The 13,359-nt window shown below is 63.0% G+C and carries 9 protein-coding genes and 2 pseudogenes; 3 read left to right on the forward strand and 8 right to left on the reverse strand.

What is annotated here, in order from left to right; all coding sequences use genetic code 11:
- Positions 1-812: 812 nt before the first annotated feature.
- The gene (locus FHS42_RS35710) at positions 813-1,940 is read right to left on the reverse strand and encodes a patatin-like phospholipase family protein (RefSeq protein ID WP_221477187.1); all 1,128 of its coding nucleotides are present in this window, start codon (positions 1,938-1,940) and stop codon (positions 813-815) included.
- Between the two features lie 706 nt (positions 1,941-2,646).
- Here FHS42_RS35710 and FHS42_RS35715 point away from each other — a divergent pair.
- Positions 2,647-2,832 carry a chaplin family protein gene (locus tag FHS42_RS35715; RefSeq protein WP_184580471.1) on the forward strand — a complete coding sequence of 62 codons (186 nt, stop codon included), beginning with the start codon at positions 2,647-2,649 and terminating at the stop codon, positions 2,830-2,832.
- Positions 2,833-3,003: 171 nt separating this feature from the next.
- Here FHS42_RS35715 and FHS42_RS39305 read toward each other — a convergent pair whose 3' ends face one another.
- The 3 genes and pseudogenes from FHS42_RS39305 to FHS42_RS39315 form a co-directional block, all read right to left on the reverse strand.
- Positions 3,004-3,255 (reverse strand): hypothetical protein, encoded by a 252-nt coding sequence (locus tag FHS42_RS39305; RefSeq protein ID WP_376772789.1) that lies wholly within the window; start codon positions 3,253-3,255, stop codon positions 3,004-3,006.
- Between the two features lie 83 nt (positions 3,256-3,338).
- Positions 3,339-3,773 (reverse strand): annotated as a pseudogene (locus FHS42_RS39310) (winged helix-turn-helix domain-containing protein); the annotation flags it as partial.
- The gene (locus FHS42_RS39315) at positions 3,716-4,081 is read right to left on the reverse strand and encodes a helix-turn-helix domain-containing protein (protein ID WP_184580475.1); all 366 of its coding nucleotides are present in this window, start codon (positions 4,079-4,081) and stop codon (positions 3,716-3,718) included. The pseudogene FHS42_RS39310 and the gene FHS42_RS39315, both read right to left, overlap by 58 nt.
- A 493-nt stretch (positions 4,082-4,574) precedes the next feature.
- On the opposite strand from FHS42_RS39315, the gene FHS42_RS35730 reads away from it, so the two are divergent.
- Positions 4,575-6,890: a hypothetical protein gene (locus tag FHS42_RS35730; RefSeq protein WP_184580477.1), complete on the forward strand. Its 2,316-nt coding sequence runs from the start codon at positions 4,575-4,577 to the stop codon at positions 6,888-6,890.
- A gap of 48 nt (positions 6,891-6,938) precedes the next feature.
- On the opposite strand, the gene FHS42_RS35735 is transcribed toward FHS42_RS35730, so the two are convergent.
- Both FHS42_RS35735 and FHS42_RS35740 read right to left on the reverse strand, forming a co-directional pair.
- A complete protein-coding gene (locus FHS42_RS35735; protein ID WP_184580479.1) occupies positions 6,939-9,443 on the reverse strand; it encodes a hypothetical protein in 2,505 nt (834 codons plus the stop codon).
- Between the two features lie 67 nt (positions 9,444-9,510).
- Entirely contained in the window at positions 9,511-11,304 is a 1,794-nt protein-coding gene (locus FHS42_RS35740) for a hypothetical protein (protein WP_184580481.1), read from the reverse strand.
- 897 nt (positions 11,305-12,201) lie between these two features.
- Between FHS42_RS35740 and FHS42_RS35745 the strand changes: the two genes are divergently transcribed.
- Positions 12,202-12,339 carry a hypothetical protein gene (locus FHS42_RS35745; RefSeq protein ID WP_184580483.1) on the forward strand — a complete coding sequence of 46 codons (138 nt, stop codon included), beginning with the start codon at positions 12,202-12,204 and terminating at the stop codon, positions 12,337-12,339.
- Positions 12,340-12,508: 169 nt separating this feature from the next.
- Here the strand turns inward: FHS42_RS35745 and FHS42_RS39465 are convergent.
- Together FHS42_RS39465 and FHS42_RS39320 are read right to left on the reverse strand one after the other, a co-directional pair.
- Positions 12,509-12,748 (reverse strand): annotated as a pseudogene (locus FHS42_RS39465) (transposase); the annotation flags it as partial.
- Positions 12,649-13,140, reverse strand: coding sequence for a transposase (locus FHS42_RS39320; RefSeq protein WP_446696891.1), 492 nt, complete (start codon positions 13,138-13,140; stop codon positions 12,649-12,651). The gene FHS42_RS39320 and the pseudogene FHS42_RS39465, both read right to left, overlap by 100 nt.
- Positions 13,141-13,359: the final 219 nt, after the last annotated feature.

The following is a 13,359-nucleotide window of genomic DNA, read 5'->3' on the forward strand; positions in this document are numbered from 1 at the left end:
CGGAGGACGGGCCATCAGTTGGGCGCGAGGGCCGGCGTTCGGCAGAGCGCTGAGGGACGTAGCCGACTAACGCTGTGCGAGCGGCGAGCCCGGCGACCGTGCCCACGACCAAGGTGACGCGGTCTGGTTCCTGCTGTGCCTCGTGGGTCTTCTCATCATCGGCGTCAGTTCCCTGCTGCGGGCCGCTCTACCCCGGCGCCGGTGGTGACTGGTCAGCCACCACCGGCGCCGGGAAGGCAGTGGATTCGATCTTCGAAGAGATCTGTAGTTGATCGACCAGGCACATCCCCTGGCTAGTGCAGTATCAGGCAACGTTCGCCTCGTAGTTATGGAAGTGGTTTACGCCGTGGGACTGTCGGTGTCCGTCAGAATCGGTGGATACTGGCGAGGGTGTGCGGGTAGACGTTTTCGCCGGCCGCAGCGAGCTGGTCGTTCTTGGCGAGCTCGGCGCCGGCTGTGACCGGATCGGGGGTCTCGCCCCCGGGCGTAGACCGCGTTGATCGCGTTGTAGCGCGGCACCCCGGCGGCGGGTTCGGCGACGATGCTCATTCGTCGGCAGCCGACGATGTTCCGGCGAGCTCGGGGTGTGGCCGCCCACCAGTCCCAAAGCGTCGCGCCGGCAGCTGGGAACTTTCGGGCCTTAAGACTTGTCAGCGACGACCCGCTCGGGCCGGGTCCCGGGCCGACCGGGCCCGCACCCGCTGACGCTGATGCGAGCCACAGCCTGCTCGGACTGGGTCGTGGGGTGGGCTGGCGACTGGGGTGGCACAAAACGATGGCTGCGGCTTGGTGGCCGCTGGGTGGGTGACTGGCTAACGCGGCCACCCGGCGTTGGGGTAGGGGAAGGCGCCAGGGGCCTGGGCGGTGGAATCGATGTGCGCTCGCAGGGCTGCGTCGCTCACGGCGTAGCCCCAGTTGATCAGTTGTTCGTGCAGGTGGTCGGGGAGCGCGGCGAGGCGGGTGGGTACCTCTGCCAGCCTGTGGGCGGCCTCGTCTGGGACGGGTAGGGGCTCAGGGAGGGGGTAGGAGGCAAGGTCGCTGCGGATGCCCCAGTAGGCGCCGCGCAGGTCGCCTTCTTGGTAGGCGGTGATCAGGGAGCGTTTGCGTAGGCTGCGGACCTGGTTGTCGATCACGGACAGGACGCGGAGCACGTGGCGGGGCCAGTCGCACGCCACGCGGGGGGTGTAGCGCAGGCGTTGGCCGGCGTCGCTGACCAAGATGGTGTGGCAGCGTTTGATGACCGGCTCCAGGCCCAGGTTGTCGTAGACCCCGCCGTCGCTGAGGGCGATCTCGCGCGGCGGACGCACCGGGCGCTCATCCTCGCCGGTTGCCAGGTGGGTCCATGCCGATTGCTGCAGGCGCAGGGTGAGGGGGGACAAGAACGGGGGGAAGGCGGAGGAGGCGGCTATCGCGGTGGCCAGGGGCAGTCGTGGTGTCTCGATGGCCCCGAGGCGGTAGTCGCGCATGTAGGGGCGGGAGAAGCGCCACAGGGTGCCGGTGTGCAAGTTGGTGGCGGTCAGCACGAACCGGGGGTGCGGCGGCAGGTCCTGCAAGGTGGCCTCGCCCACCAAGTGACGGCGGTAGGCGGCAGCGACGGCCTCACCCGCCCCCGGCCCCAGGATGCCGCGCAGCAGCGCCCCGCGGTCCAGGGTCCGGCGTGCCAGGGCGCGCAGCGGCTCCACCACCGTCGGGGGGAAGTTCACGGCGCGCTGGTGGCTGTCGAAGTCCAGGTCTTGCCAGCGCTGTCCTAGTGCTCCGGCGGTGATCGAGCCGCCGGAGACGCTGGAGATGAAATCCAGCCGGCCCAGCCAGCCGGCGTCGTTGAGCCGCCACAGCGCACCGACGTGAAAGAGCATTGCCCGATACCCGCCACCGGACAGGCACAAGGCCACCCCCTGCGGCTCAGGCAAGCCGCCTGCCCCGGAAAGGTTCTCGCTCACCCGGTACCTCCTCGCGTGGCCCGCGCCGCTGCTGCGAGCTCGGTCTTCCGCCACTGCCACAGAGTCTGGGCAGTGCGCGCCGCGTGCACTTACCGGGCGGCTAGGAGGCGGTGCGTGTCTTGGCGGCGGGCCTCGCGCTGGGCGGGAATACCTGCCCCTTCGACGTCTGTTCGGGGGCTGGCGGCGGGCCGCAGGCGGCGTTGATGTAAAGGGTTTGTCCGTGGCCGCCCTGTACGTACTGGGCGGCCCGGTGAAAGGTCCTGGCGGGAGCGACTGACGTCGCTGGGCGCACTGCGTTCTCTCCCCCTCCACGGTCAGGCCACTGCCCAGGGATGTCAAACGGTACGACGCCAGGTCCTTCGTCCACATTGGCAGGATGCCGGATCGACGCGAGACCTCTACCGCTGTCTCACCTGTTGCCATTGAACGAAGCGGAGCGAGAGCGGCGGGAGCCGCGCAGTTTGTCGCGGCGCTGGGCGCTTAAGACTTTTCGCCGAGGGGAGGTACAGGCGGGGGTAGCGCCCCATCTACGGCCAGTAGCCGTGACTGGCCGACGATGCTGGTCGTTGATGACGGCATGGAGCGCACTCGTGTCACATGTGGACTTGCGGTTCTCGCTGTCGGCCTGACTGCTGGCCCGGCTTCAGCGGGCGGCGTCTTGCCGATCATCTCGCCATCTGTCGGTACCTCCTGCGCCAACCACGGTGTGGCACACGCCAAAGGCGCGACCACCTCCGGTGCTGGTGCGGGCAGCAATAATCTCGCTGGCCTGCCCATCACCAGCCCTTACAACCACTGCGGCGGTGCCGAACTGGTGGACGCCAACGGATTCGAGGCTATTCCCATCCTCACGAACCTCTCACCGCCCGCAGCCGCAGACGAAACTGACTGACCTGCCGGCGGTGTCCAACCCATACAGCGGAGCGGGTCGATACGCCGCGGCCGGGCAGGGCTGCAGCGACGGGTCGTTCCGGGTCAGGGCTCCGCAGGGGCTCGTCGGGATCGTGTACCGGAGCGGAGGAAGGAGCGCTCACACGTGGCGGGCCTGATGAGCGAGACGCTCTCATAGGAGGGCGAGCTCCAACGAACCCGATTGCGGCACCACCGGGGCCAGCGGCAGGCCCCACCCGCACCAAATTGCGTGGGAAGGCCCGGCCGGCTGGACACCCACATCTAAGTAGCCGCGGACGACGTGCGGTTGACGCTGGCGTCTACGGAAGGAACGGTGATGGGGCAGGCTGTGCTTGAGGTCCGCCTTGACCAGTTCGTCGGGGTTGAGCTCGTGAGAAGACGGCGGCAGGAAGTGCAGTTCGATGTCGTCGGGGTGGGCGGCGAGTCAGTCGCCTGCTTGGAGCGGTGGGCGGAGTGCCCGTCGACCACGAGGTGGATCTTGCGGTCGAAGTAGCCGGCGAGCCGGTCCAAGAAGCGGCACATCACCTCGGCGGTGAAGCTCTCGGTGAAAACCATGAAATGCATCCGGCCCTTGGTACTGATCGCCGACATCGCGTTCGCCGCGAACCGGTTCCCACTCCGCCGCCCCACGGGCCTCTTGCCCTTCTCACCCAGGTGTGGCGGGTGACCTGGGTCGGAACGGACGCCGACCTGGTCGGCGAAGAGGACCTCCCCGCCGTCCTTCCTCGCCTTAGCGTGGGTCTTCGACCAGGTCTCCTGCTGCCAGCGCGCCACAGCCTCGGAGTCCTGTTCGATGGCCCTCTTGTCCGGGCGCTGAAAAGACAACCTCCAGCGCTTGAGGTACTCGCCCATCCCTGGTTCGGTCAGCGCCGCACCCGGTACAACTTCGCGATCAGTTCGCCGATCAGCCGTCGCGTCCATAACTGCCCGCTCAGACCCACGTCACAGGGCAGGTGATCGAGGACCGCCTGACGCACAGCGGCCTGCTCGGCCTCCTCGAGCACCTGATGCACCCCGACCGGCTTGCCCCTCGGCCGCATAACCAACGCCTCCCAGCCGCCGGCCTGCCACTTCGCCCACCACCCGTCGACCGCCTTCAGCGACACCCCGAAGAATGCCGCCACGTCCTCACGTTCCCGCCCCACCACCAACGCGGCCACCGCCCGCAACCGCAGGCCCTCCTGCGCCGACGGCGACAGATGCCGCGCGTCCCCCACCAGATCACTCACACGCCACCAACGACCCAGAACTCAAACCGTTTCGGATCAATAAGTCCCCCGATTGGCGTAAGGAAGGCGAGGAGGCCAGGCGGTCCGAGTGTTTTCGTAACACTCTTTCCATGTGAGGGCTGGTATGCCTTCCAACTCGTAGGCACAAGGCTCCAGTCATCCACTGTCGAACCCAAGAGAAGCGCAGAGGACAAATTTCGGGACATCTGGAACGAGTCTGATCGCGTCTGAGTCGAAATCTAAGGCGAAATCTGTGGTACGTGGGAGTTTGACATGTCTGAGAGGACACAGGTGCTGGAGGGCGGCGACGGACAGCTAGCTCTCTGGGCGCGCTCGAGTGGCGGGCTTGCGTCAACGGATCCGAGCGGCCATACGGCTCAGCACATGCCTCCAAGCAGGGCCTGGCCCCCGCCTGCCTGAGTCGCTCGACTCGACCTGCGACGGAGTATAAGTGGCAGGCAACCCCTGAACGCATCGATCGTATGGAGTCGCTGTGAACGCACATACGTCCACTACGGTGCCGGATATGCGCGGCATTAGAGAGCAGGGCGACGAAATTCCCAAGGTGAAGCTGTACTTCGGGAAGGACGATGCGGGTCAACCCATCGAACTGGAAGTGTTCGATCTGGGCAATGGAATCGGTTGCGTTGACGTGCATCCAGTCGAATTGCTGCATCGGCTGGAGATGCTGCCCGACACATCCGAAAATAGAAAGGTCCGCGATCGGTACTTGAAGTTGAGGGAGAAGCAGGATGCTCGAAAGAAGGAGTCGTGGGCGGACCGGGAAGGCTTTGTCAAGTATGTCGAGGCGCTGCTGAAGAAGCTGATGGAGCCTGGAGAGGGAGAAAAAGGAAAAAAGCTAGTAGAAGGGCTCGCGAAGCTTGCTCCAATCCCTGAAGGGTACGACCCTAAGTCTCCCACGGAGTACGACCCGCTGAAGTACCGAGAGTCTTATGCGCGAAACCGAAACGGAGGGAACGTCCAGGTCCTTGAACTGTCTGCTGGCGGCAAAGCAGGTGGAGATAGCGGCCTTAGGGTCCTTATTGCAAACGCGGGGAGAAGTGCCACAGAAAGCACTTACCTTCCTGCGGGAGAGGCCCAGTCAAGTAATCACCGCGGCACTTGGGGCATCGTCGGAGTGCCCCATGGCGTCATCACGCAAATCGGTGACAGCCTTTACCCTCCTGAAGTGGCATTGGGGTATCTATTGCGATATGCCGGGTCAGGCTTGAGTGGCTCAATCGACAACAGCGAGGTCAACCTACCGCTTGCGAGCAAGTGGACGAAGGCTCACAAGTACGAGCGAGCTACAGCAGACCTGACCGCATTCGAGGCACTGGGGAATGACGCCGCAATGCGCCATTACCTCAAGTTCTACACTAGAAGCGGAGATAAGGAATCGGGGCTTCCGGAGAGTCGAGAGGCGTGCCGTGTCGCTGATGGATATGAGGAACGCCTTCAAAGCGTGCGGCCTGAGGACATGGAGAAGGACCCCGGACTAAAAAAGTTCGTGGCGGATTCCAAGGAACTCGCGGATCTTCGCGAGAAGGTGCTCCGCATTACGGAGAAGGGGCTCTGCTCGGACCGCGACGTGAAGGCACGCACCTCGCCAGCGCAAGCCGCCGATTTCGATCTGGTCGTGGAATGGGATCTCATGGTAGACCCGAACACGCTCACCCGGGATGAGTACGAAAATCCCAAGACGAGTCGGGTCAGGGGGTTGGTCCGCAACATGCGTTTTGCTTGGGGGCCGACGTATTGCCCACCGCTCGCCTGCTTCTTGGCGTTGAAAAATTTCGCACACGGGCTGGATCTCGGAGTCTCTGTGCTGAAGCGTATCGCCAAGGGCGAAGATCCCTACCGGGAGGGCGATCCTCCAGAGCCGGATCAAGGGGAATTGGCGAACTCTCTCGGAGAACTATTGCAACGGGGCCTTGTGCCTCATGATTGGTATTCGGGCATACAGAAAGGGGCGAAATACTTGATCAGAATCGGTAAAATGTTGAATTATGCTGCCCACAAGGTCCCGGACATTCGCCACGAGGCCCGCACCTGGAAAGAGATTGCACTCGATAAGTTGGAGTACGGCCGTAGGAACCCGGGGGAAATTGCCCTGGATGTGGGCACCGTGGTCTGGGACCTCCTGCCCGTAGCTTTCGACGTGGTGAAAAGTATGCTGCCTCCAGGTGTGGCGGCGGGGGCTCTAAGTGAAACTGATTTTATCAAAAAGATGATCGGTGAGGGATGGGACTACATTAAGGCTCTGCGCCCCGGCCTAGAGGACGAGGCGCGGATGCCATACAACCGCCGCGGCCTTCTTTTCCGCCTGAGTGAGAAGAGCCGGGACATCGAGAAGCAGGCCGAGGGTATCAAGGACGCTCTCCTGGCTCCCAAGGGCGTATCCGGATCCGCTCTGTACCGTAGTACCGGCGCGTGGGACCTCACGCGCTTGAAGAAGACCAGCAATTGGCGGGCGCCCCTCTCCTTTGGGGAGGTCAGCGAGTTCCCCACGCCCATTGGGGACCTTCCTCAGTACCAGTTGCACCCGAACGACCGGGCTATCAGCCGCCCACTCTACAAACGAGGTCTCCTGAATCCGGAGTACGTATGCTCGCCGGGCGACTTTCTCGGGATCGTCCAGCATCCCACGCCGGCTGAGCTTTTTAAGCGGCGCACTAACTACGATGACGCAAGCGGCGCATCCGGAGGTCTCGCCCCGCCCGCCCTCGAGCAGCCGCTTGGGCCACCCCAAGACCCCTTCAGCGGTCTGTCTGATCCCGTTCCAGGCACCAGTCGGGCCCCCTACTGAATGAAGATTTTCCCACCCGCCGCTCGTCACCGGCGGACTGAGACGCACCTACTCATTGAGGTAGCTGCCCGGCGCGTGGAAGAAGTACAGCTTGCCACTGTCCTCCATGAATGCGTCGACGGCAAGCATCTCCGGAGGACATCTGCTGAACAGGCCAGTCGTGGTGGCTTGGTCCTTGGCGAGGGCCTCAGCGAACGGGACAGGCTTTGCTCCAGTCGGCACAGTGGGTACCGTACCGAGAGTGTTGGCGAGCGTGAGGGCCTTCCCCCCTCCGATGAAGGTGAGCTTGTGCACACTATTCACGGTGTGAGGGATGACAACGTCCAGTCGACCGCCAAAAAGCTTGGTGATCGGGGAAAAGTCTGGTGCGGTAGTTGTAACCGCGTGCCAATTGGCTTGCGCCAACCTGACTGACTTTCCTTTCAGGAAAAGGATCTCCGTGGCGAGGTCACGGGTTGGCGACTCTGTATCGGTGGGGTAACCGACGGCGGTGTCCAGTCCGGAATCGAGCAGGAAAGCCGCCCCATCTCCGCGGAGCACCTTCGCCGGCGCTCTGAGCCCCGGTTTGCCGCTGCTGGGGGAGGCGTAGCCGTAGGCCCCGTCGCGCCAATACAGCACATGAGCGTTGAGTTCCCTGCCCTTGGTGTCCTTGCCCACCGCCTTGGTGGCCGACCACTGCTGCTTCAGGGCCGTGCGTGTCACACGGACCGGCACGATCGCATCGGGCACTTCCGGCAATCCCAGGCTCTGTACCGGGAAGGTGCCGCCGTAGGACTTGTGACCCGCCGTGTCCACATTGATGATCGTGCACAGTCCGCCCTGGTAACCACGGGGGCTGATCCACAACGACAAGGGCGTATCTTTTAGCGACTGCAGCCTGCGAATCCGCAGCGCTCGTTTACCGGGCAGCCAGTCGTGCGACCAGGTACCAGCCTTATCGGTGCTGCCCACCGTGAAGCCGTTTACATAGTGAACTAGACGCTCTTCGGGCACTAGGACTTCGAAGTCGGTGCCGAGGTAGTCGGCACGCACCAGGCCAACCGGAGAGGCGCCGCGGTACTGGAAGCGCGGGGTGACATCGGATACGGCTGGCGCTGCCACCGGGGGTGAGAGAATTTTCTTGACGTGCGCGTAATCGGCCTTGGATTTCACGACCCCTTGAAGGAACGGAGTGGACTGCTTGACCCGACTGGTTTCAAAGGGGCCAGTGACCATGAGTGGCAGAGCGTGAAAGGGGCGCTTATGTGTATCGTGTTTTTCTCCTCCAATCATCGTGACATGCCCTGTTTCCCAGTCGATAACGTAGGATTGGTAGAAGGGAATGCATACATACCTATCCTTGTCTTGAGTCAACTTAATGTCACTGCCGGTCAGGATGCTGAATGGAGCACCGATAATCTCGGAGATGGCTTGAGAGTAGCTGACCGGCTCAATAGTCCGCTGATCGAGGTTTAGGGTCGTGCGAGTTGCGAAGGCTGAATACCTCTGCGGTTTGGCGTCCGGACGCAGGCAGAACACCGCCTCAAAGTACGGGAGAAGGGCGGACCGGGCGAGCAGCGGATCAGCCTTCTTGTCGGTTCGTGTGATTGCCCAGGCGGCATAGGGCCCGTCAGGCGTAGTGGCACCCGCCGCCGTCAGCTCGTAGTCCGGGAGCATCCACGATGAGCCGGTAGTGTAGCTGTAGCTGACGCCCGCCGTGGGCGTGTCGCCGAAGAACCCGAGGTTAACTCCCACGCTGGTCGAGACGCTTACAGACTTGTCCTGGTTACGCGTAGTCGGAGACAACCCCGCGAGCAGCCAGTCACTGTTGCCCTGTGTACCGTACGAGCGGTTGTCGGGAATTGCAGTGACCGGTTGGATGTTCATGCAGAATGCATGCAGGATGGTCGTAGTGTCCATCCTTTTGTATGAGGACTGGTTAGTCAAAGCATCGACATCGTCGTACTCGAATCGCCTGGACATATAATTGAATGTCGGACCGAAGGACATCCGCATACGGGCTGTGTCCAGGATCGTGCCTGCCGTGCTGATACGCACTGCACGGCCCCGCTGGCTCACGGCCGGGGTGGTGGCATCGTCGATGAGCTCGAAGTTCAACGACTGCTGGTACACCCCTTGCGAGTCGGTGCTGACGGCACGCCGAACTGCATAGCGGATGTTTTGAGCCTCCGCGCTCGGCACATTTACGCCACGGTGGTGTCCTAGTTCGGTCACGTTCTCCTGGGTGAGCGCTTCCTGAGACTTTTTCTTGGCTGCCGCCTCATCCTTCTTGTAATTCTTCTGCTTCGCCTTAACCGCGTTTTCGAGCTTTGTCAGCTCGCTATCGATCTTATTCTCTGGGGGGATTGTGATTCCGAAGGAAGAGAGCTCGGCGAGCACATCCCCCAACTCTGTTGCCCAGAAGGGGTCGGTTGCCGAGTACTGGCGCGCAGCCTTAAGGAAGTCACGTTGAACGGGGTTGAGCTTGACCGGGTCTTGTTCCGTGACATCTCGGTTCTGGAGGGAGGCGCGCAAGTATCGGAGAGGCTTTTCTTTCCAGTGGGCCGTAAGCATACGTCTTTCCTTTTGCTATCTGAGGCCGCACCGAAACGGGAAAGCCCCCGGTGCGACCCGTCGTCGCTTAAAGAGTAGCCCTGGGGGCAGGATCGTGGCCCGTTACCTGGACTGTGGCGCGGTCGGGGTCGACGCCTGTATCCAGGTCGGAGATTAGGTTTCGAATAGTGACTGTGTGATCGCCGACGCCGAGCGATTGAGCGGTGGTCAGGAGGATGCGGTGGGCGCGGTCGGGATCGCGTTCGGCGAATCGGACCTCGACGTGCGGATGGATGATGTAGTTCTCAGTCACCGCTGCGGTTTCCTCGGTGGGAGCGAGGTTGACGACGAGGGCGACGCCCTCCTCCGTGGCCCGCGCCTCCTCCAGAGCGATCCGCAAGGGCGGGGGCCCGCCGGCGCATTCTGGTAGGTCTTTGTTCAGTGCCTCGATGCACTCCACGCGGCAAGAGATGGCGGGCCGGTAGATCTGGTTGTCGGGGTCAGCACCAGCATTTTCGGAGGTGATCAAACCGAACAACTTCTCCCACTGGACCTGGGCCTCATAGACCATTTTGATCCACTGCTTGCCCCACCAGATCCATCGGCTAGTCCCGACGAACGCGTCGTAGTCGGCCGCCCCCGCCCCACGGAAGCTGTGCCCCCTCTGCTCACCCTCCGAGAATCGGTGAACGCCATGGGCGGCGGCCATGGTCAGTCCTTCGAAATCGAGTTCCCTCGTGCGCGCGAGCCCTCCGGTCACCACAACGCGCTTACGCCCGTCGCGGTACGAGGAATACACGTTCGGCTCGGGATTGACCCAGTCGAGTTCGAAGTCAACGTCCGGGAAGAATCCCCGCAGATGACGTAGCACGATATCGACCAATGCCTTGGGAATGGGGTTCTCGAAGCTTGTCTGCTTCCCGCGCTTGCGAATATCAGCAGACTGAGCGGGGGTGAGGAACGCGGCCACGGCACCGTCACAGTAATCTCGGGTGTCGCTGAACACGGTAAAGGTCCCTGTGGGCAGGACCACCCGCTCAGGCAGCGGCCCTGTGCTCGCTCCGAATACCAGCGCAGTTCGAGTTGGCTGCACACCTGCCTGCCGCCTGTACTCGTCGGACCAGATGTGCGGGCGCTGCTCCGCGTCATGGACCTTGTTCTCACCAGCGACCGAGTCGAACGTGAGCTGGAGATAGTAGTCGCCGACCACAACCCCTCCGGCGACCAACAGGTGACCGTCAACGCCGCCTGCGGGGACCACCGTTCCAATATGGTGCACCCCACCTCGGTACTCACCGATCGCGACGCTCCGAAGAGGCACGGCACGGCCGCTTTGATCTACCAGTTCATCCCCCACGTGCAACTGGGAAGCTCGCACCAGTCCGCCGTTCGCGAGCATGACTACTTGGTCAAGCGAGCAGATCAGTTCCCCCCCTAGACCTTCCGGTGGCCCATAGGACAGATAGACCGTATGGGACGACCCCTCCATCGCCGTTCCGTCGCTGAAACCGACCAATACCGGCTCCCACGACAGGGCTGCGCTTCCATTCCCTTGGGTCAGCTTTCCCGCCAGCACGTAGTCCCCGGAGGCGATCGACTCGATACTTCGATGCCCGCCAGGAACTCCAACGCTGGTGCCATACGCCATGCACGCGCAGCAGCAGTAGCACGACGAAGGCTCCCCACCTTCTTTGGCGCATTGTTTGTTTGGTGTCGGATTCTTGTTGAAGTACTTGTAGGTCTTTTGTCCTGCGCTGTCCGTGAATTCGCAGTTAGCGATCTGGACAGGGAAATAATCACCCCCTGTCTTACTGCCGCACAATTTCTGGTAATGCGTCGGAGCATCTGCTTCCGTGCAGTGATACCTCATGCTGCTGGGCACGTCATCGCATACAGGCAAAAGTTCCTGCTCGGTTAGCTTTGTTCTACACGTTGTGGATGAGTAACGCGGCTGTTGCATAGTCTTTCCTCTTTTCCGCATAGCGGCACTCGCTGGTTAGGGTGAGCGGTTCAGGTGTGAGCTGCGGGCGCGGACTCAGCCCACCTCGTGCTGTTCGGCTGATTGGGATGCGGAGCGGGGCAGGACTCGGAAGTCAGGCGAGCCTTACGTGTAACCGAGCAACCGCACAGTCCACAGACCGTCTTATCGGACGATCCAGCACCCGTCAGGGCGTACAGAAGACGACGTCGGCCGCCAGGCGGTACCTGCAGATGTGGGCATTGCCCGCACGCCGACAAACGTTTCTGATAAGTCTCCTTGCTGACGACCGTGAATCCTGCCTTTGTCCATCGGGCGAGTGCGGACGCACCCCGCACGAGGAGCTCTGCAGACGTCAACTCCCTTGCTCGGGCGGTCGGGCGAGACAGCAAATACCGGAGCAGCTCCGGATCACGGCGACAGGTCAAAAGATTCGCCGCATACACCTCGTCGGCGAGGGCTGCCTTGAACACCTCTTCAGTTACGGGGTGGTCCAAGCCCAGAATCTTCCCGAACTCTGCACACTGGGCCTGCACGTCGATGGTCATTCCACCCTCGCTCCCTATCGCCCGAACGCATCCATTGGTCGTAAGCATCGGCTCCTGCGGAGAGAAACCGATCGCACGAGCCTTGCAGTAGTACAGTGCCGCGTTTATGGCGGTTCTGTCGTTAATTGACCTGCATTCACCCATATGGCACTTGAAGCTCAGGCGGATGGAAGGTCGCCGAGCGGCAAGTGCTATACGGGTGACATGGCTTTCGTACTGGCTATGCCGTATCGCCCTGGCCCGGAGGATGCCGGTGCAGTTCATCGAGCTGGTCGTCATCGACGGCCTTGGTCAGGTAGGCGTACCGATAGGCTCGCTCGCCATGAGCGGTGGGGTTCATCGGCGAGGCCCGGCCCGCGACGCCGCCCTAGTGGTGGCCCGAGACGAGTAGGGCCTCGTCGCCACCTTGACCGCCGACGTCCCCACCACGGCTGCGAGTACCTGTTCCTAGTGGCTTGGTCAGGTTGGTATCGCTGTGGGTATGTCGCGGTAACAGGTGGGGCAGGCGCCGGTCCGGGCCGCGAGAAGTAGCTGCAGTTCGCGGGCGACCCGATACAGGCTCAGGCCGACGCCGTCTCGTTGGGGGGCCGGGTGAGGCGCTGGAGGGTGCAGAAGGCGTGCGCGACGGAGACGAGGGTGACGTGGTGGTGCCAGCCTCGCCAGGTGCGGCCCTCGAAGTGGGCCAGGCCCAGGACCTGCTTCATTTCGCGGTAGTCGTGCTCGATGCACCAGCGCAGCTTTGCGGTGCGCACGAGGGTGGCCAGCGGGGTGTCGGCGGGCAGGTTGGACAGCCAGAACTGGACGGGTTCGGGCTCGGTGGCGGGCTATTCGGCCAGCAGCCAGCGCATAGGCAGTTCGGGCTGGGCAGCGGTCGTGGTGGAGATGCCCACCAGTAGTCAAGGCCGCGTTTCTCCAAGCCGAGGCGGAAGGCCGCGGCATCGCCGTAGCCTCCGTCGGCGACGACGAGGAAAACCTCGATGCCCCACGACCTCGTCTCGTCAATCACGTCCAGGGCTAGCTGCCACTTCTCCACGTGCCCGACCTCTTCATCGACGATCAGCGCGGTCGGCGTGACCACCTGCTGCATCCGCCAGGCGAGGCGGGCCCGCACATACGCCGCCTCCCACGGGCTGGTGGTGATGAAGTGGGCCAGGGCCTGCCGGTTGCCGTCCTCACCCAGCCGGGCGGCCATCGGCTCCACCGACTTGCGCCGCCCGTCCAGCAACAGACCCCGCAGATAGACCTCGCTCCCACTGGCGCTGATCCGCCCGCTCGAACGGCTCGAACATCTCCGCCGCGAAGTCCTCCGGATCACACCGGACCGCGGCCAACTCTGCACCCAGCGCACCCGCTCAACGACCCAACCAATCAAACGGCCACGCCACCGGCGAATGAACCTGACCAAGCACTA

Source organism: Streptomyces zagrosensis, assembly GCF_014203645.1.
In the GTDB taxonomy this organism is placed as follows: Bacteria; Actinomycetota; Actinomycetes; order Streptomycetales; family Streptomycetaceae; genus Streptomyces; species Streptomyces zagrosensis.

Excerpts from the sequence above, each read along its gene's own strand:
- FHS42_RS35735 (WP_184580479.1), bottom strand. The coding sequence starts at position 9,443 with ATGCTTACGGCCCACTGGAAAGAAAAGCCTCTCCGATACTTGCGCGCC.
- FHS42_RS39320 (WP_446696891.1), bottom strand. The coding sequence starts at position 13,140 with ATGGCCGCCCGGCTGGGTGAGGACGGCAACCGGCAGGCCCTGGCCCAC.